Origin of the sequence: Enterobacter sp. MGH85, from assembly GCF_001037655.1 — a bacterium.
GTDB lineage: Bacteria > Pseudomonadota > Gammaproteobacteria > Enterobacterales > Enterobacteriaceae > Enterobacter > Enterobacter intestinihominis.
Map to the genome: position 1 here is coordinate 4,944 of NZ_KQ089927.1, position 18,249 is coordinate 23,192.

General features: G+C 53.9%; 16 protein-coding genes and 3 pseudogenes. 14 read left to right on the top strand and 5 right to left on the bottom strand.

Annotated elements, in window-relative coordinates; all coding sequences use genetic code 11:
• The 11 genes from SK51_RS23325 to SK51_RS23370 all read left to right on the top strand — a co-directional run.
• On the top strand, positions 1 to 340 hold a 340-nt coding region (locus SK51_RS23325), incomplete at its 5' end, for a VirB3 family type IV secretion system protein (protein WP_230679804.1).
• 131 nt (positions 341 to 471) lie between these two features.
• On the top strand, positions 472 to 2,940 hold the full coding sequence (locus tag SK51_RS23330) for a VirB4 family type IV secretion/conjugal transfer ATPase (protein ID WP_224743086.1): 2,469 nt from the start codon (positions 472 to 474) through the stop codon (positions 2,938 to 2,940).
• A gap of 17 nt (positions 2,941 to 2,957) precedes the next feature.
• Positions 2,958 to 3,671 (top strand): TrbJ/VirB5 family protein, encoded by a 714-nt coding sequence (locus SK51_RS23335; protein WP_001749960.1) that lies wholly within the window; start codon positions 2,958 to 2,960, stop codon positions 3,669 to 3,671.
• Between the two features lie 7 nt (positions 3,672 to 3,678).
• The gene (gene eexN / locus SK51_RS23340; protein ID WP_001749959.1) at positions 3,679 to 3,906 is read left to right on the top strand and encodes an IncN-type entry exclusion lipoprotein EexN; all 228 of its coding nucleotides are present in this window, start codon (positions 3,679 to 3,681) and stop codon (positions 3,904 to 3,906) included.
• A 15-nt stretch (positions 3,907 to 3,921) separates the two neighbouring features.
• A complete protein-coding gene (locus SK51_RS23345) occupies positions 3,922 to 4,962 on the top strand; it encodes a TrbL/VirB6 family protein (RefSeq protein WP_001749958.1) in 1,041 nt (346 codons plus the stop codon).
• A gap of 100 nt (positions 4,963 to 5,062) precedes the next feature.
• Positions 5,063 to 5,191 carry a conjugal transfer protein TraN gene (locus SK51_RS25805; RefSeq protein ID WP_071882546.1) on the top strand — a complete coding sequence of 43 codons (129 nt, stop codon included), beginning with the start codon at positions 5,063 to 5,065 and terminating at the stop codon, positions 5,189 to 5,191.
• Positions 5,181 to 5,879 (top strand): VirB8 family type IV secretion system protein, encoded by a 699-nt coding sequence (locus tag SK51_RS23350; RefSeq protein ID WP_000646594.1) that lies wholly within the window; start codon positions 5,181 to 5,183, stop codon positions 5,877 to 5,879. The genes SK51_RS25805 and SK51_RS23350 overlap by 11 nt, the downstream gene beginning before the upstream one ends.
• 10 nt (positions 5,880 to 5,889) lie before the next feature.
• Positions 5,890 to 6,774: a TrbG/VirB9 family P-type conjugative transfer protein gene (locus SK51_RS23355; protein ID WP_000735066.1), complete on the top strand. Its 885-nt coding sequence runs from the start codon at positions 5,890 to 5,892 to the stop codon at positions 6,772 to 6,774.
• Positions 6,774 to 7,934: a type IV secretion system protein VirB10 gene (gene virB10 / locus SK51_RS23360; protein WP_000101710.1), complete on the top strand. Its 1,161-nt coding sequence runs from the start codon at positions 6,774 to 6,776 to the stop codon at positions 7,932 to 7,934. The genes SK51_RS23355 and virB10 overlap by 1 nt, the downstream gene beginning before the upstream one ends.
• A 41-nt stretch (positions 7,935 to 7,975) precedes the next feature.
• Positions 7,976 to 8,971 (top strand): ATPase, T2SS/T4P/T4SS family, encoded by a 996-nt coding sequence (locus SK51_RS23365; protein WP_000128596.1) that lies wholly within the window; start codon positions 7,976 to 7,978, stop codon positions 8,969 to 8,971.
• A complete protein-coding gene (locus SK51_RS23370; protein WP_000792636.1) occupies positions 8,971 to 9,504 on the top strand; it encodes a phospholipase D family nuclease in 534 nt (177 codons plus the stop codon). The genes SK51_RS23365 and SK51_RS23370 overlap by 1 nt, the downstream gene beginning before the upstream one ends.
• Positions 9,505 to 9,677: 173 nt before the next feature.
• On the opposite strand, the gene SK51_RS25810 is transcribed toward SK51_RS23370, so the two are convergent.
• A complete protein-coding gene (locus tag SK51_RS25810; RefSeq protein ID WP_011742557.1) occupies positions 9,678 to 9,983 on the bottom strand; it encodes a DUF6710 family protein in 306 nt (101 codons plus the stop codon).
• A 248-nt stretch (positions 9,984 to 10,231) separates the two neighbouring features.
• On the opposite strand from SK51_RS25810, the pseudogene SK51_RS24860 reads away from it, so the two are divergent.
• Both SK51_RS24860 and SK51_RS24870 read left to right on the top strand, forming a co-directional pair.
• A pseudogene (locus tag SK51_RS24860) lies at positions 10,232 to 10,411 on the top strand (ArsR/SmtB family transcription factor); the annotation flags it as partial.
• A gap of 64 nt (positions 10,412 to 10,475) precedes the next feature.
• Positions 10,476 to 11,036 (top strand): annotated as a pseudogene (locus SK51_RS24870) (IS6-like element IS26 family transposase); the annotation flags it as partial.
• A 19-nt stretch (positions 11,037 to 11,055) separates the two neighbouring features.
• On the opposite strand, the pseudogene SK51_RS23390 reads toward SK51_RS24870, so the two are convergent.
• Positions 11,056 to 13,167 (bottom strand): annotated as a pseudogene (locus SK51_RS23390) (Tn3-like element Tn3 family transposase); the annotation flags it as partial.
• 354 nt (positions 13,168 to 13,521) lie between these two features.
• On the opposite strand from SK51_RS23390, the gene SK51_RS23395 reads away from it, so the two are divergent.
• Positions 13,522 to 14,841, top strand: coding sequence for an IS1182-like element ISKpn6 family transposase (locus SK51_RS23395; protein WP_004152397.1), 1,320 nt, complete (start codon positions 13,522 to 13,524; stop codon positions 14,839 to 14,841).
• 249 nt (positions 14,842 to 15,090) lie between these two features.
• Here SK51_RS23395 and SK51_RS23400 read toward each other — a convergent pair whose 3' ends face one another.
• From SK51_RS23400 to istA, 3 genes are all read right to left on the bottom strand, one after another.
• Entirely contained in the window at positions 15,091 to 15,972 is an 882-nt protein-coding gene (locus tag SK51_RS23400; RefSeq protein WP_004199234.1) for a carbapenem-hydrolyzing class A beta-lactamase KPC-2, read from the bottom strand.
• 386 nt (positions 15,973 to 16,358) lie between these two features.
• Positions 16,359 to 17,138 (bottom strand): IS21-like element ISKpn7 family helper ATPase IstB, encoded by a 780-nt coding sequence (gene istB / locus SK51_RS23410; RefSeq protein WP_004152394.1) that lies wholly within the window; start codon positions 17,136 to 17,138, stop codon positions 16,359 to 16,361.
• Positions 17,135 to 18,160, bottom strand: a complete 1,026-nt coding sequence (gene istA / locus SK51_RS23415) for an IS21 family transposase (protein ID WP_004199214.1) — start codon at positions 18,158 to 18,160, stop codon at positions 17,135 to 17,137. Before istA ends, istB begins: the two co-directional genes overlap by 4 nt.
• Between the last annotated feature and the right edge of the window lie 89 nt (positions 18,161 to 18,249).

An 18,249-nucleotide genomic window follows, 5' to 3' on the forward strand; every position in this document is an offset into this window, starting at 1 on the left:
CCCCAAAGTGAGGACTACAAAGATGTTCGTTGACGGGAAAAGACCGCTTTTCAAAGGTGCGACTCGCTTACCTCGCGCGCTGGGTGTACCACGTAATGTAGCTATGATGATATTCATGATTTCTGCCTCGCTTTTTATGATTATTCATATGTGGGCGATTCTGGTGTTCGTCTTTTTGTGGATTCCTTCAGCTGCATTAACAAAATATGACGACCGCATGTTTCGAATTATGGGCCTGTGGTTGAAAACCAAATTCAGTAATTGGTTTGATTCTCCGTTTAAGCAGTGGGGAGGATCGTCTTATTCCTCTGTTGACTACAAACGTAAGGGTTTAAAATAATGAGAGCTGCCACCGCTACGAAGCCAAAAAAAATTGATGCCTACCGTAAGGAGCCATCAGTAAATAAAAAGTATTTGCCCTATTCTTATCACCTCAATGATTACGTGATTTCGATGGAAAACGGCGATCTGATGGCTTTTTTCAAGCTGGATGGCCGCACACATGACTGCGCATCAGATCGGGAACTGGTCACCTGGCATAAAGACCTTAATACGCTGGTCAAGAGCTTCGGAACAGACCATGTAGAGCTGTGGACGCATGAATATCACCATGAGGCTAAAGAGTACCCGGATGGTGAGTATGACCATTTTTTCCCTGCTTATGTTGATCAATATAACCGTAAGCTGCACGGTGATTCCAAGCAGCTGATTAATGACCTTTATCTGACCGTTATTTACAAACAGGTAGGGGATAAAACACAGAAGTTTCTGGCGAAATTTGAAAAGCCGACTCGTGACGAAATTCAGCAAATGCAGAATGAGGCGCTTGAAGGTCTGGAAGATATTTCTGAACAAATCCTGGAAGCAATGAAGCCGTATGGCATTCAGCAGTTGGGTATCTATTATCGTGACAAACGCGGTGTTGAAATTCCTGCGCCTGATAAAAAAGAACGTGAAGAACTTGCTGAAGTCGATGAATCAGACATTTTTGACGAAGCCATTGTTATCGAACGCAACGAGCCTGAACCTTCGCAGGCTCACGCTTATTCAAAAGCGCTGGAGTTCCTTTATTTCCTCGCAAATATGGAATGGGCCATCGTGCCTGTTTGCCGTGATCGTATCCGTGAGTACATCATGGACAACCGCCCTGTTAGCTCCCTGTGGGGGGATGTTGTCCAGATCAGAACGGTAGATCACAACTTCTATACCACCGGCATTGAATTTCGTGAATACGAAGAAGATACAGAGCCAGGCCAGCTTAACATGCTTAAAGAAGCCGATTTTGAATACCTTCTGACGCAGAGTTTTTCTTGCCTCTCTGAATCTTCAGCTAAAACGTTTCTGACGCATCAGGAAAAATCTTTGCAGGAAACGCGCGACCGTGCGCAAAGCCAGCTGGCACAGCTTGGTACTGCGCTCGATATGCTGACGTCCAGAGAGTTCGTGATGGGCTACCATCATGGAACCGTGCATGTCTGGGATAATGACCAAAACGCGGTACAGCGCAAAGCGCGTCGTGTGAAGGTTATGCTAACCGGCTGTGGCGTGGTTGGCGGGACTATCAGCCTGGCCTCTGAGGCTGCATATTATGCGAGACTGCCTGGCAACCAGAAATGGGCGCCGCGCCCGGTTCCGATAAACTCATGGAACTTCCTGCACTTCAGCCCGTTCCACAATTTTATGCGTGGCAAGCCTGACAATAACCCGTGGGGGCCAGCGCTGACCATGTTCCGCACGATCAGCGGTACGCCACTCTATTTTAATTTCCATGTGACCCCGCTTGAAGAACTTTCCTACGGTAAACGCCCGCTGGGCCATGCGTTAATAACGGGTATGTCGGGGGAAGGTAAAACCACGCTGCTTAACTTCCTGCTGGCGCAGTCAATGAAGTACAACCCGCGGCTTTTTGTTTATGACCGTGACCGCGGTATGGAGCCGTTCATTCGAAGCGTTGGTGGCTACTATAAAGTTCTGCAACAGGGTATGCCGTCCGGGTTTGCCCCGCTTCAGATTGAACCGACCAAACGCAATATTGCCCTCATTAAAAACCTGTTCCGCATTTGTGTGGAAACCACCAATAACGGGCCTATCAGCGCAACGATGGCTACCGAACTGGCTGAAGGCGTTGATGCGGTTATGGGGGAAGGCTCACTTATTCCACGCGAGGCGCGCACCGTTACTATCCTGGACGGGTACGTGAATGAAGTTGTGGAAAATGGCGTATCACTGAAAGGGCTGCTGCGCGAATGGACGCGCGAAGGCCAGTATGGCTGGCTGTTTGACAATGATAAAGACAGCCTGGATCTCAGCGCGAATGATATTTTTGGCTTCGATTTATCCGAGTTTATCGCAGCCAAAGAGGAAGTATCCAGCCCGGCCCGTACTCCGCTCATGATGTACCTTCTGTACCGGGTACGTGACTCCATCGACGGCAAACGCCGCGTCATTCAGTGCTTTGACGAGTTCCACGCCTACCTTGACGATCCGGTTATCGAGCGTGAAGTTAAGCGTGGTATCAAAACTGACCGTAAGAAAGACGCTATCTATGTGTTTGCCACGCAGGAGCCGAACGATGCGCTGTCCAGCCGTATTGGCCGCACGATCATGTCGCAGACCGTCACAAAAATCTGCCTGCGCGATCCGGAAGCTATCCGAGAGGATTATGCCTTCCTTACTGATGCTGAATACGACGCGCTGATGTCGATTACCGAACACTCCAGACAGTTCCTGGTTAAACAAGGGCAACAGTCTGCGATTGCTTCTTTCAATCTCTACCCTCGCAACAGCGACGATATTGATGCAGATATTAAGACAATGGACAACGTTCTTAGCGTGTTGTCCGGTGAACCACAAAACGCCGAAATTGCGCATGAGCTGGTTGAACGGCTCGGTAATGACCCTGAAGTATGGCTCAAAGAATACTGGCGCCTGACGGCTTAACAACGAGGCAAAACACCATGAAAAAAACACTGACGGCAGTATTGCTGACCACCGGCCTGATTCTGGGAGGCGCGCAAAGCGCTTCCGCAGGCATCATCGTGACCAACCCTACTGAGCTGGCTAAACAGGTCGAGCAGCTTCAGCAAATGGCGCAGCAGCTGGAGCAGCTTAAAAGCCAGCTGCAAACGCAGAAAAATATGTATGAGTCGATGGCAAAGACAACCAACCTGGGCGATCTGCTGGGGACGTCTACCAGCACGCTGGCAAATAATTTGCCGGACAACTGGAAGGAGATCTACAGCGACGCCATGAACTCCAGTTCTTCCGTCACGCCTTCAGTTAACAGCATGATGGGCCAGTTTAATGCGGAAGTTGACGACATGACGCCCAGCGAAGCAATTACCTACATGAACAAAAAGCTGGCTGAAAAAGGCGCTTATGACCGCGTTATGGCAGAAAAAGCCTACAACAACCAGATGCAGGAACTAACCGATATGCAGGAGCTGACGGAGCAGATTAAAACGACTCCAGACCTGAAATCGATTGCTGACTTACAGGCCCGTATCCAGACGTCACAGGGTGCTATTCAGGGTGAGCAGGCGAAGCTGAATCTGATGAACATGTTGCAGCAGTCACAGGACAAGCTATTACGTGCGCAGAAAGAACGTGCCACCCACAATTTTGTTTTTGGAACCGGCGGGGACGTTACCGCGTCACCTTCAATTAACTGAGGTAATTATGAAAAAACTACTGCTTGTTATCCCTTTCCTCCTGGTGGCCTGCGATGCCTCGCATGACGTGGAGTGGTACAAAAAACATGAGAAAGAGCGCAAGGCAACAATTCAGGAATGCAAGAAAGACGCGGATGAACTTCAGAAACCTGATTGCAAAAACGCGCGCGAAGCCGATCGTCAGCTGTTTGTGTTCGGCAAAAAAGACGGCGAAATCAATTCACCGAAAATTTAGGAGTAAGGAGGCAATATGGCATTCACCCTAGTCGCAGACATTTTCGCAAAAGTAGACGGGGCGATTACGTCAATGGTGAGCGCCAATGTTGCCACCATTATCTCTGATGTAACGCCTCTGATTGCCACCTGTCTGACAATCAAGCTGATGGTTCAGGGGATGTACTCAGCGTTTAATCCGGGGGCGGGCGACAGCCTGAGTTCGCTGATTAAAGAGTATCTTTCCATAGCCCTTATCCTGAGCTTTGCAACGGCGGGCGGCTGGTATCAACAGGAACTGGTCAACGTGGCGCTTCACCTGCCGGATGATTTTGCCGGGATACTGTCTGCCCCTAATAAAGTCGGTGCAAGTGGCGTACCGGCGATTATTGATAGCGGTATTGAAAAAGGTATCAAGATCGTCAACACCGCATGGGAAGCCGCAGACGTGTTTTCATCGAGCGGCCTGGCCGCGTATGCCATTGGCGGCATTATGATGATTGCTACCGTTGTGCTGGGCGGCCTCGGTGCGGGCTTTGTGATCATGGCTAAGATCCTTCTGGCCGTTACGCTTTGTTTTGGCCCGATTGCAATCTTCTGCCTGCTGTGGGGAGCGACAAAAAACATCTTTGCTCGCTGGCTGGCGTCGGTCATTAACTATGGCCTTGTCGTCGTCATTCTTGCGCTCGTGTTTGGTTTCATCATGCAGATGTTCGACAACCTCCTGTCCTCGATGAACTCTGATGCCGCTTACTCATCAATCACTGGTTCTATCTCCGCCTTATTACTGACGGTCATTTCCGTTTTCGTTCTGTTCCAGATTCCGCAAATTGCCGCCAGCTGGGGTAGCGGTATCAGCGCCGGAGTTGCTGACGCCGCACGCTCTACGGGTTCTTCCATGCAGGCGCTTGGCAATATGGGCAGCCACGGCATGTTTGGCGGTAATGCGTTCAGAGGCGGTAACAGTGGCGGCGGCCAGCAATCGGCAGGTGGAGGAAGTGGCAGCAACAGCGGAGGAAGCAGTGGTTCTAATTTAAGTGGTAAGGCAAGGGGCAGTCGCGGGAAGAAGGCTGCATAAAATTAAAACAAAAGTCGTTGAAATTGCAATTTCGGCGACTTATTATAATTAGTACGTTCAACAACCGATAATGGATGCCGTAATGCGCAGCTTATTGCTTATGGGAGTTCTTCTGATTAGCGCCTGTTCCAGCGGGCATAAACCGCCACCGGAGCCGGACTGGAGCAACACCGTTCCAGTAAACAAAACAATCCCGGTTGATACGCAAGGTGGTGCAAATGAAAGCTAATAAAAAAACAGGGCTTACACGTGAAGCCATTAAAGAGTTCAACGAAAGCCGTAAAGGGCTTGAAGTTGATCTGATGGATGAAGTGCTGAAGTCCCGGCGTACCGCCTGGATGGTTGCCACCGGTTCAGCGGTGGTAACTGTTTTTGCACTCTCTTTAGTTGGTTACGTGGTGCATAAGTACAGCCAGCCAATCCCCGCACATCTGCTAACGCTCAACGAGGCCACTCACGAAGTACAGCAGGTCAAGCTGACCCGCGACCAGACCTCTTATGGTGACGAAATTGATAAGTTCTGGCTGACACAATATGTCATTCACCGTGAGAGCTATGACTTCTATTCAGTTCAGGTCGACTATACGGCCGTTGGCTTAATGTCCACGCCGAACGTGGCAGAGTCTTACCAGAGCAAGTTCAAGGGCCGCAACGGTCTTGATAAGGTTCTGGGCGACAGTGAAACGACCCGCGTGAAGATTAACTCTGTGATCCTCGATAAACCGCACGGCGTAGCAACGATACGCTTTACTACGGTTCGCCGCGTGCGCAGCAATCCCGTTGATGATCAGCCGCAGCGCTGGATTGCCATTATGGGGTATGAATATAAATCGCTGGCGATGAATGCTGAGCAGCGTTATGTCAACCCGCTGGGTTTCCGCGTGACGAGTTATCGCGTCAACCCTGAAGTTAACTGAGGGCTGCCCCATGAAAAAACTACTTCTTTCAGCAGTCGTTTTGTCAGTCCTGGGAGGCGCGGCCACTAACGTTATGGCGCTTGAGGTTGGCCGCAATTCTCCTTATGACTATCGCATTAAAAGCGTTGTTTATAACCCTGTTAATGTGGTCAAAATTGACGCTATCGCCGGTGTGGCTACCCACATTGTTGTCGCGCCTGACGAAACCTATATCACTCATGCTTTTGGCGATTCTGAAAGCTGGACGTTTGCGCACAAAATGAACCATTTTTTTGTGAAGCCGAAACAGGCCATGAGTGATACCAACCTGGTGATCGTCACCGATAAGCGCACCTATAACATCGTCCTCCATTTCATCGGTGAAGAAACGAAGAAAAATGCAGACGGTACGGTATCAAAATCCTTTATTGAAACGCCGTGGGCTGTGCGCCAGGCCGTTCTTCAGCTGACCTATGAATATCCGTTTGAGCAGCAGGAAAAAGCCAAAAGCGCGGCTGATAAAAAACGCATTACGCAGAAGCTGAAGCAGACGGCTTTTGCGGGGGCGAAGAACTATCAGTACGTAATGAGCGAACAGCCTGAAATGCGCAGCATCCAGCCGGTTCACGTCTGGGATAACTACCGCTTTACCCGGTTTGAGTTTCCGGCCAATGCGGAGTTACCGCAGGTCTACATGATCTCGGCCAGTGGCAAAGAAACGCTGCCTAACTCTCATGTTGTGGGTGAGAACCGCAACATCATCGAGGTGGAAACCGTCGCTAAAGAGTGGCGTATTCGTCTGGGCGATAAAGTCGTTGGCGTTCGTAATAATAATTTCGCGCCGGGCGCCGGTGCGGTAGCAACCGGTACGGCTTCCCCGGATGTGCGCAGGGTTCAAATTGGGGAGGATAACTGATGGCCCGTAAAAGTGTCGATGTAGATCAGGAACTCGATGAAAACACCGGAGACGGTGAATTTGAAAGCGAGCGTGGCGGATTTAAAGGCAGTAACCGCCGTTCGGCTCCTGGTATGAAAGCCTTTGTCATACTGATGGCGCTGCTTGCTTTGGTATTCATCGGGATTACGGTCATGGGTAAAATTCGCACCCCGGCTAAAGCTGAAGCTGATAAAGACGGTGGTAAAGCGCAACAGGCCAATACACTGCCAAACTACAGCTTTAACAGCGATCCTGATGTTAATAAACCTGCAACTGCGCAGAATAGCGCCACTGATGCCCGTGCTGTGCAGGCTGCCGCACAGGCAGATGCAGATGCGGGCAGCAGCAATACCGCCGCGCGTACCTCTAATAAGCGTAAAGAACCTTCGCCTGAAGAACTGGCTATGCAGCGTCGTCTGGGCGGCGAGCTGGCCCAGACTAATCAGGCGGCTACAAGCAATAGTCCCGGAGTGCAGCCCCAGGACAACGAAACAAGCGAAGGTAGTTCAGCACTCGCTAAAAACCTGACTCCTGCAAGGCTGAAGGCTAGCCGCGCTGGAGTCATGGCTAATCCCAGCCTGACTGTTCCGAAAGGCAAAATGATCCCCTGTGGTACCGGCACCGAGCTGGATACCACTGTTCCGGGTCAGGTTTCCTGCCGGGTTTCACAGGACGTTTACTCAGCTGATGGACTCGTTAGGCTGATTGATAAAGGCTCATGGGTTGACGGGCAGATTACCGGTGGTATCAAAGACGGCCAGGCGCGCGTGTTTGTTCTCTGGGAGCGTATCCGCAATGACCAGGACGGGACAATCGTTAATATTGACAGTGCCGGAACGAACTCACTCGGCAGCGCGGGGATTCCGGGCCAGGTGGATACCCATATGTGGGAGCGTCTGCGTGGTGCGATCATGATTTCGTTGTTCTCTGACACCTTAACGGCGCTGGTTAACCAGACGCAGAGTAATAACATTCAGTACAACAGCACAGAAAACAGCGGTGAGCAGCTGGCGTCTGAAGCACTTCGCTCTTACATGTCTATCCCCCCTACCCTCTACGATCAGCAGGGTGATGCGGTGAGCATTTTTGTTGCCCGCGACCTCGATTTCAGCGGCGTTTATACGCTCGCAGACAACTAAAAAAGTGGGCGCTTAGCGCCCGCTTTTCTTCAGGAGTAATCATGACTGATGCAGCTTTCTATCAACTTGGCCCACTGCGCGAGTATTTAGAAGATCCTACTGTTTTTGAAATTCGCATTAACTGCTTTCAGGAAGTTATCTGTGATACGTTCAGCGGCCGCAGGGTTGTGCAGAACGCGGCAATTACGGCAGATTTTATTAGGAACCTTGCTAAATCGTTGGTGAGCAGCAACAAGCTGACCATGCAGGCCATTAATGACGTGATCCTGCCTGGCGGGATCAGGGGCGTTATCTGTCTGCCCCCTGCGGTGATTGACGGTACAACGGCCGTAGCGTTTCGTAAGGATTTGGCGGCCGATAAAAATCTGGAGCAGCTGACCAGCGAGGGGATTTTCAGTGACTGCCGGAAGATTACCGGCAGCAAGCAAAGCCTAACGGATGATGATTTTTTCCTTAAAGAGCTGCACAGCAGCGAAAAATGGCCCGCATTCCTGCAAACCGCCGTTGAGAAGAAACGCACTATCGTGATCTGCGGTGAAACCGGGTCGGGGAAAACGGTACTCACGCGCGCGCTGTTAAAATCGCTACATAAAGACGAGCGTGTAATTATTTTAGAGGACGTTCACGAAGTCACGGTCGATCACGTTGTAGAAGCCGTTTATATGATGTACGGCGATGCAGGAAAGATCGGCCGCGTCAGCGCCACTGATGCCCTGCGAGCCTGTATGCGTCTGACACCGGGCCGTATCATCATGACTGAGCTTAGGGATGATGCTGCGTGGGATTATCTTAAAGCACTTAATACCGGCCATCCAGGCGGTGTTATGTCAACGCACGCTAACTCTGCGCGCGATGCCTTTAACCGTATTGGGCTGCTTATCAAGGCGACCCCTATCGGCCGTATGCTCGATATGAGCGATATTATGCGAATGCTCTACTCCACCATTGACGTTGTGGTGCATATGGAAAAGCGGAAAATCAAAGAAATTTATTTTGACCCTGAATATAAAATGCAGTGTGTGAACGGGAGCCTGTAATGAAAAACTTAGCAACCTGGCTTCTGGCCGCAGCATTTACGACAGCCGCCCTGCCCGCCTTTGCGGTGGAACCATCCGTTCAGGTTGGCTACTCGCCTGAAGGAAGCGCCCGCGTTCTCGTCCTGAGCGCCATTGACTCCGCAAAAACCTCGATACGGATGATGGCTTATTCTTTTACCGCCCCGGATATTATGAAGGCACTGGTAGCAGCCAAAAAACGGGGAGTTGATGTGAAAATCGTAATTGATGAAAGGGGCAATACGGGGCGCGCCAGCATTGCGGCCATGAACTACATAGCGAACAGCGGCATCCCTTTGCGTACTGACAGTGATTTCCCTATCCAGCATGACAAGGTGATCATCGTGGATAATGTGACCGTTGAAACTGGCAGCTTTAATTTCACCAAAGCGGCCGAAACGAAAAACTCGGAGAATGCGGTGGTGATCTGGAACATGCCTAAGCTCGCTGAATCATTCCTCGAACACTGGCAAGACCGCTGGAATCGGGGGAGAGACTACCGTTCCAGCTACTGAATACTGACCGCCGAAAGGCGGTTTTTTTTGTTCAAAGAAACTGATCTCAGTATCGCGCACGGGGCAGCTGGCCAACGTCGCCGGCATCGCGCCGGCAAAAATCGAAAAACAGAAATATCAGCAAGATAGCTTAAACAGGTGTCGGGAAATTTCGTTGAGATATTTTGAAGGAATCACAGTGTAAGCAGGCGGCCTATTTCAAAAAAGGCGGCTGTACGGTAGTCACTGACTCTCTCGCAGATCTTCCCGCTCATGTACCAGTAATACCCGTCAGTGCTGACAATATCGAGCAAATACCGCATATCATAAACCGTATCGGGTATTACCTCACCCTCACCGGCCAGAACGCCGCTGGCAATAGAATGGTTCCCTCCTCGTACAAAGCCTATCCGCCAGGGCAACCACAAAGTAACGCGGTGGTTAATATCCTGTACCCACGGATTGCCCTTAGCGCTGCCTATATGGGGTCTGAGGTCCAACCATGCGAAAAACCACGTTAAGAAAGCAACCTTCTGAAAAGGCGACGTTTATCAGTTTTTTTTCCGGCCATAAAGGGGGCGGAAATTATTCCCTGCACGGGTATTCGCAAGGATTTCGGTAGTGCTCTGGCTCTGCCCCCCATAACCTGGCGGACAGAGCATGATTGGGAAAGCGGTACCCTCACGGCAGAAACGATTGACGCAGGCTATATTTCTATTATTCTGGAAATATAGATAAAGGAGGTATTATGGATTTAAACACTGCTGCAAACGCACTTCGAGAACTGGGCCACCCGACACGTCTCAGCATATACCGGGAGCTGGTCAGGGCGGGTCATGAAGGCCTGCCGGTTGGCGAACTGCAGAAGCACCTTGAGATTCCTGCCTCCACGCTCAGCCATCATCTTTCAGCGCTGATATCCGCTGGACGGCACTGTTGCAAATAGTCGGTGGTGATAAACTTATCATCCCCTTTTGCTGATGGAGCTGCACATGAACCCATTCAAAGGCCGGCATTTTCAGCGTGACATCATTCTGTGGGCCGTACGCTGGTACTGCAAATACGGCATCAGTTACCGTGAGCTGCAGGAGATGCTGGCTGAACGCGGAGTGAATGTCGATCACTCCACGATTTACCGCTGGGTTCAGCGTTATGCGCCTGAAATGGAAAAACGGCTGCGCTGGTACTGGCGTAACCCTTCCGATCTTTGCCCGTGGCACATGGATGAAACCTACGTGAAGGTCAATGGCCGCTGGGCGTATCTGTACCGGGCCGTCGACAGCCGGGGCCGCACTGTCGATTTTTATCTCTCCTCCCGTCGTAACAGCAAAGCTGCATACCGGTTTCTGGGTAAAATCCTCAACAACGTGAAGAAGTGGCAGATCCCGCGATTCATCAACACGGATAAAGCGCCCGCCTATGGTCGCGCGCTTGCTCTGCTCAAACGCGAAGGCCGGTGCCCGTCTGACGTTGAACACCGACAGATTAAGTACCGGAACAACGTGATTGAATGCGATCATGGCAAACTGAAACGGATAAGGGGTCTGACGCTCAGTGGAACGAAAACTCACGTTAAGCAACGTTTTCTGCCTCTGACGCCTCTTTTAATGGTCTCAGATGTCCTTTGGTCACCAGTTCTGCCAGCGTGAAGGAATAATGGCCGAGCATATTGATATGTCCGTGGCAAAGCGGGGAGAGGCGTGCGATATCTTCATCATTCAGTGTTTCACCCTGCGCCCGGAGATGATCCAGGGCTGCCTGCATATAAATAGTGTTCCATAACACGACGGCGTTAGTGACCAGCCCCAGTGTGCCCAGTTGATCTTCCTGACCGTCGGTATATCGTTTTCTTATCTCACCTTTTTGACCGTGACAGATGGCTCTGGCAACGGCATGGCGACTTTCTCCCCGATTAAGCTGGGTCAGAATGCGCCGGCGGTAATCTTCATCATCAATATAATTAAGCAGATACAGCGTTTTGTTGATGCGCCCCACTTCAATGATTGCCTGAGTCAGTCCGGAAGGACGTTCACTTTTCAGCAATGAACGGACCAGCACTGAAACCTGTACTTTGCCCAGCTTCAGGGAGCCAGCGGTCCGGATCATTTCGTCCCACTGAAGGACTATTTTTCGGGGATCTGATTGCCCTCTGGCAATATCATTCAGCACGCCATAGTCGGCATCATGGTCCATTCGCCAGAAAACCGAAGCACCGGCATCAGCCAGGCGTGGAGAAAACTGGTATCCCAGCAGCCAGAAAAGGCCAAAGACAAGTTCGCTGGCACCTGCTGTATCGGTCATAATTTCGGTTGGATTCAGCCCGGTCTCCTGTTCCAGAAGACCTTCCAGCACAAAGATAGAGTCCCTCAGCGTCCCCGGTATAACGATGCCATGAAAGCCGGAATACTGATCGGACACAAAGTTGTACCAGGTGATCCCTCTGTTATTACCAAAGTATTTGCGGTTCGGTCCGGCATTGATTGTTCTGACTGGCGTAACAAAGCGCATTCCATCTGCAGATGCCACTTCTCCTCCACCCCATATCTGTGCCAGTGGCAGCGTTGCCTGAAAATCAACCAGTCTGGCATTAGCGCTGGTGATAGTTTCAGCCCGCAGATAGTTCGCTTTTGTCCAGTTCAGCCGGTGTCGGGTCAGTGCAGGAACATTTGATCTGATCAGTGGTTCCAGACCGATATTGCAGGCTTCAGCCATCAGCACGGCGCTGATGCTGACGGGCAGATCATCAACTCTGGCACTGGCTTCACTGGCATGGAAAAACTCATCAGCAAATCCGGTATGGGCGTTAATTTCGAGCAGCAACTCCGTTAAATCCACCGGAGGGAGTAGATCACTGATCATTTTGCTCAGTCGTTTCAGACTGTCCGGCTCATCAAGACTGGCGAGGGGAGAAATTGTCAACCGGGGCTTCGGGCCAGAAACATCGAGTTCGACAGCCTCATTTTCGCAAAGACGTGCAGCAACCTGTCTGTAACGACTATCAAGCTGATGACCCAGAGATTTTATTGCTTCCTGCGGGTCTGTCGGGTGCCCCAAAGAACGATAAACCTTAATCCGGTTTGCCTGCCAGTCAGCACCCTGTAGTAATCTTGCACGAGGATCTCCCCACCGGTTACTGCCGGTAACGTAGACATCCCTCCGCCTCAGACTATCCTGCAGTTTACTGAGAAAGCAGAGCGTGTATCCCCTGCGGGTGATATGTTTTTCCTTGTTAATCACCAGCCGTTTCCATGACCGACTGATAATTTCCGTTGGTGCGTCGTCAAAAAACTGCCGCCGTGAGCTGAACTCCCGGCTGAGGTAGTCACAGGCATTCAGAGTGGTAACCCCGGCAGGTGCGGATGAAAATTTAACGGTATTCAGCAGATGGGGCAGGAAACGACGAACGCGCCCGTACTGCTCCACCATTTCTTCATGAAAATTATCGTCTGAGGGCCGGGCAATTTCACGGACAAGCGTGATGATTTCAGCCAGCTTTTGCCTTGGGATGTAGCTGAACACCTCAGCACGAATCGATTCGTCCGGTGTTTCTTCTTTCAGCAGGTACGAACATGCGCTGGCGAGCGCCAATGCAGATTTATCCAGATCCTTCAGCGAGCGGAGCCGTTTTTTCTGCCCAATCTTTCTGGCGTCACGGATGATAACGGCCAGCATGGCGTCCAGAACGGGGGGGTAAGCGGGAACCCCAGAAAATTCCGCCATTCCGCATTGTGGAATTTTTTGGGGGGGTGGTCCGCGGCATGACGACCCGCCAAAGGCTACCGCATCTATCTGAGGCGCTGTGGCGCGACGCTGAAACCCCGGGGAATTCCGCTACTCCAGTTCCAGGTCCGCAATAGTTCGTCCAGGTCGGGTGGCGTACGCCGGAAACGCCGATTTTTCCGCAACCGTTTCTGCGTTGTCGGCAAGGTGGTCTCAGAGAGCGCTCAAGAAGCGGTTTTTCTCGTATGTTTAGCTACGGTGGCCTAGGAGCCTGCGCGGCAGAAGCCAAATCGGCGGAAGATCGAGGACGATACGGGGATGGCTGCCAGTTACCTTCCTTACCGACCCGACCAATCCTATCTGCTGCCCCCTTCTCTGGGAGAGTGGCTACCTGAAGGGCATCTTGCCTACTTCATCAGCGAGACTGTCGATACGCTGGACTTGAGCGCATTCCACGCCCGGTATGCCGGCGGTGGTCCGGGCAATCAGCCGTTTCATCCGGCGATGATGGTCAAAGTGCTGATCTATGGTTACGCGAGCGGCGTCTTCTCTTCGCGCAAACTAGCCAGGAAGCTGTACGAGGATGTCGCGTTGCGTGTGCTGGCCGCTGGAAACTTCCCGGCCCACCGCACGCTGAGTGACTTCCGTGCCCTACACCTGACCGAGCTTGAGAATTTGTTCGTTCAGGTGGTGCAACTGGCGCGCGAATGTGGGCTGGTGAAGCTTGGCACGATCGCGGTCGACGGCACCAAGGTAAAAGCCAACGCCAGCCGCCACAAGGCGATGAGCTATAAGCGCATGAAGCCGGCCGAGGACGAATTGCATTGCGAGATCAAGGCGCTGCTTGATCGCGCCAAGGCTACCGACGACCAGGAGCGTAACGAGCCGGAGCTGGACATTCCTGCCGAGATTTCTCGCCGCGAGAAGCGCCTGGAGGCGATCCAGGCGGCAAAGGCGCGCCTGGAAGCGCGCCAGCGTGAAGCGGACCAGGCCCGGGGGCGCAGCGAAGACGATGGCCGCCGGCCTCGCCATCCGGATGGCTCGGACAAGGGCGGTGGCTCGTACAAACGCGAGTTTGGTGTGCCGGATGACCGTGATCAGGAAAGCTTCACCGATCCGGACAGCCGGATCATGAAACACGCCGGTGGTGGCTCCGAGCAGAGCTACAACGGGTACACAGCGGTCGATGCCGAGCACCAGATCATCGTGGCGGCGGAGTTGACCAACTGCGCCGCGGACAGTCAGGCGCTGCTGGGCATGCTGGCAGCAGTTCAGGCCAACACCGGAGAAATGCCGGCCCAGACGCTGGCGGATGCGGGATTCCGTAGTGAGGCTGTTCTGGCAAAGGTCGCCGATCACCACGGCGATGTCATCGTTGCCCTCGGCCGCGAGGGACGTGAAGATGCCAAGGTCAATGCCAAGACCCATCCGCATACGGCGGCGATTGCGGCGAAATTGAAAACGGAGCAAGGCGATGCAGCTTACCGCCGGCGCAAGTCGATCGTGGAGGCTCCGAATGGTTGGATCAAGGCGGTGATGGGATTGCGTCAGTTCAGCATGAGGGGCCTGGACAAGGTGCAAGCCGAGTGGAAGCTCGTCTGCATGGCGCTAAATCTGAGGCGAATGGCGTATCTGTGAGGGCGAAGGTTAAATGGGGCGGCTCAAATGCACCCCAGTCGTCATAACACGCCGCGCGCCGCAAGATTGGTATCCTTGGCGCCGACGCCTTGCCAATTGCAGAGAGCGCCGCCGCCATCGTCAGTGCTCTACAGAAAACCGGTCACACGGCTCTGCCGCGCAGACTCCTAGCCTAAATGTGACAGTGGTTGGTAATCCATGCCGCCCGCAAGGGCGGCGGTGGTGGGCCAATAGATGATTTTCAGAGCCTTACTGCCCGTTGACGCCCAATCCCTCGAGCGCGAGTCTAGCCGCAGCGGCGATGACGGCCTCGCTGTGCTTGTCATCCTTGTTAGGCGCCCGGGTGTAGACGGCCAACACAATAGGTGCGCGCCCAGTGGGCCAGACGACGGCATAGTCATTTGCCGTGCCATACACTCCGCAGGTTCCGGTTTTGTCTCCGACTGCCCAGTCTGCCGGCACCGCCGCGCGGATGCGGTGGTTGCCGGTCGTGTTTCCCTTTAGCCAATCAACAAACTGCTGCCGCTGCGGCGCAGCCAGTGCAGAGCCCAGTGTCAGTTTTTGTAAGCTTTCCGTCACGGCGCGCGGCGATGAGGTATCGCGCGCATCGCCTGGGATGGCGGAGTTCAGCTCCAGCTCCCAGCGGTCCAGACGGAACGTGGTATCGCCGATAGAGCGCATGAAGGCCGTCAGCCCGGCCGGGCCGCCCAACTCCTTCAGCAACAAATTGGCGGCGGCGTTATCACTGTATTGCACGGCGGCCGCGGACAGCTCCGCCACCGTCATGCCTGTTGTCAGATATTTTTCCGAGATGGGTGACCACGGAACCAGCGCATTTTTGCCGTAACGGATGGGTGTGTCCAGCAAGCCGGCCTGCTGCTGGCTGCGAGCCAGCACAGCGGCAGCAAGAAAGCCCTTGAATGAGCTGCACAGTGGGAAGCGCTCCTCAGCGCGGTAACTTACAGTTGCGCCTGAGCCGGTATCCATCGCGTACACACCGATGGAGCCGCCAAAGTCCTGTTCGAGTTTAGCGAATGGTTCCGCGACGAGGTTGGTCAGCGCGGTGGCAGAAAAGCCAGCCAGCGGCCATGAGAGACAAGACAGCAGAACTAGACGGCGATACAGTGACATCAACGATATTCCTTGTTTGAAGGTGGAGCTAGGTGTAGCGGCCGGATGTAATCAGGCCGCTACAGCTGGGATTATCACCGAGCGGCAAGCCGCTCCCTCTCCAGAGGCTGTAACGGCTGTAACTGCCCCGGATGGGCACACATCGGGTTGGTAAGTCCCTGGCACCACAACGTCCAGCGCTATTGAAAAACGAATCAGGTCGGCGTTCATGGGTCGGCCACCTCGCCTGACCTCGGCATCCACGTTACGGACGGCCTCAGGAAGTCCTGGCCAAGCCCCGACTATTGGGGCGCGAAGATAGCACCGAGGGTACGCCGGTGTCAACACCAACTGAAAACTGACCCACTTTACCCCTGAATCACCAAAGTAATACTGACCCACCTGGATCATTCGGGTTTGGAATTTTTCCTGACCACTCCCGCCTTCCTCTTGTCCTTCAAGCGGTAGCTTTCGCCGCTCAGGGTCAGGATATGGGCATGGTGCAGCAGCCGATCCAGCATCGCGGCTGTCAGGGTGGTATCGCCGGCAAACGCGTCGGCCCACTGGCTGAACGGCAGGTTCGAGGTCAGGATCATCGCCCCTTTCTCATAGCGCTTCGCCACCACCTGAAAGAACAGGTTCGCTTCCTCGCGTCCGAAAGGCAGGTAGCCGATCTCATCGATCACCAGCAGCCGTGGACCGAGGATGGCGCGGTTGAAGTATTCCTTCAGCCGCCCTTGTCGCTGCGCCGTGCTCAGTTGCAGCATCAGGTCGGCTGCCGTGATGAAGCGTGTCTTGACCCCGGCTTGCGCGGCCTTGTAACCCAAGGCGATGGCGAGGTGGGTCTTGCCGATGCCAGAGGGTCCGATCAGCACCACGTTCTCGGCCCGTTCGACAAACGCCAGACTGCCCAGCTCCTGCACCAGTGCCTTGGGCACGCCGGGGTTGAAGCTGAAGTCATAGTCCTCCAGGGTCTTGATGCCCGGGAAGCAAGCCATCCGCGTCAGCAGTTCGCGGCTGCGCTGCTGGCGACACCCCGCTTCATGCCGCAACAGGTGTTCCAGGAAGTCGGTGAAGCTGAAGTCCTCGCGCACCGCCTGCTGCGCCAGGACGGGGTAATGCGTTGCCACCCGTTCGAGTTTGAGTTGCTGGCACAGGGCGTCGATCCGCTCATGCTGGAGGTTCATCGGCAGGCCTCCCCAATTGCGTCATAGACAGACAGTGGGTGCTGGAGAGATTCCAGTGGTACCGGGCGGAGACTGTTATCCAGCAGGGGGGCCTCGTCGCGCCGCACACGGGATGGCAAGGGTTGCAGGTGTTCCCGCTCCTGCCGCCAACGGTCGATGGGGCGCTCGTTCAGGGTGGCGTGGACCCGCACATTCGCCTCGTCTGCCAACCAGTCACGGACGCGTCGGTTGGCAGCAGCACAATCGAGCAGCAGCCCCGTGCCCTTCATCCGGGTCAGCAACGGGTTGTAGAAGCTCTCGCGGAAGTAGCGATTGAAGCGCTCGACCTTGCCTTTGGTCTGGGCCCGATACGGGCGACACAGCCGGATCCGGAACCCCAGGTCATCGGCCAGTTGAAGCAAGCCGGGGTGAAAACGGTGCTTGCCGTCACCGTAGGCATCGCGTTCCAGCACCACGGTCTTCATGTTGTCGAACAACACCTCGCGGGGCACACCGCCCAGATAGTCAAAAGCCAGCAACAGGGAGTCCCGCACGGACTCGAAGGATTCGTCCGGTACGAAGGTGACAAACGTCATGCGGCTGTATCCCAGCGTGGCGACGAAGGCCGACATGGGGGATCTGGCCCGGCGCAAGACCACGAAATCAGCCTGCAACTGCCGTCCGGGCTCGGTCTCGAAACGGACGGCCGGACCTGCTTCGCGGCGGGCGGGCTTGAGCGTGGCGAGGAAGGCGCGCAATAACGAGAGACCGCCGCCATACCCTTGAGCGCGGATTTCCCGATTCAGGACGGTGGCAGGCAGCCAGATGGGGTGGGCCTGCTCGACCCGTTGCCGCAGATAAGATTCAAATGGCCCCAGTTTGGTGGGGCGTGGTTCACGGGGCTGGTATCGCGCTACCGACGGATCGCGGAGGTAGCGGCGCACGGTATTGCGCGAGACCCCCAACGTGCGGGCGATGTGCCGGATGGAGTGGCCCTGTCGGGCAAGAACTCTGATTTCCACGGTTTGCTCCTGGGTCAACATCGACGGCCTCGAAAAGGCCGCCAAACTAGCCCAGGTGGATCAGTTTTACTTCGCTGGGGTGGGTCAGTTTTACACTGCTGCTAACACGG

Bases quoted from the DNA above. Each gene is read 5' to 3' on its own strand.
- virB10 (WP_000101710.1), top strand. From the start codon at position 6,774: ATGGCCCGTAAAAGTGTCGATGTAGATCAGGAACTCGATGAAAACACC.
- istA (WP_004199214.1), bottom strand. From the start codon at position 18,160: ATGTTGACCCAGGAGCAAACCGTGGAAATCAGAGTTCTTGCCCGACAG.
- istB (WP_004152394.1), bottom strand. From the start codon at position 17,138: ATGAACCTCCAGCATGAGCGGATCGACGCCCTGTGCCAGCAACTCAAA.
- SK51_RS23395 (WP_004152397.1), top strand. From the start codon at position 13,522: ATGGCTGCCAGTTACCTTCCTTACCGACCCGACCAATCCTATCTGCTG.
- SK51_RS23335 (WP_001749960.1), top strand. From the start codon at position 2,958: ATGAAAAAAACACTGACGGCAGTATTGCTGACCACCGGCCTGATTCTG.
- SK51_RS23370 (WP_000792636.1), top strand. From the start codon at position 8,971: ATGAAAAACTTAGCAACCTGGCTTCTGGCCGCAGCATTTACGACAGCC.
- SK51_RS23350 (WP_000646594.1), top strand. From the start codon at position 5,181: ATGAAAGCTAATAAAAAAACAGGGCTTACACGTGAAGCCATTAAAGAG.
- eexN (WP_001749959.1), top strand. From the start codon at position 3,679: ATGAAAAAACTACTGCTTGTTATCCCTTTCCTCCTGGTGGCCTGCGAT.
- SK51_RS23345 (WP_001749958.1), top strand. From the start codon at position 3,922: ATGGCATTCACCCTAGTCGCAGACATTTTCGCAAAAGTAGACGGGGCG.
- SK51_RS23330 (WP_224743086.1), top strand. From the start codon at position 472: ATGGCTTTTTTCAAGCTGGATGGCCGCACACATGACTGCGCATCAGAT.
- SK51_RS23400 (WP_004199234.1), bottom strand. From the start codon at position 15,972: ATGTCACTGTATCGCCGTCTAGTTCTGCTGTCTTGTCTCTCATGGCCG.
- SK51_RS23365 (WP_000128596.1), top strand. From the start codon at position 7,976: ATGACTGATGCAGCTTTCTATCAACTTGGCCCACTGCGCGAGTATTTA.
- SK51_RS23355 (WP_000735066.1), top strand. From the start codon at position 5,890: ATGAAAAAACTACTTCTTTCAGCAGTCGTTTTGTCAGTCCTGGGAGGC.
- SK51_RS25805 (WP_071882546.1), top strand. From the start codon at position 5,063: ATGGGAGTTCTTCTGATTAGCGCCTGTTCCAGCGGGCATAAACCGCCA.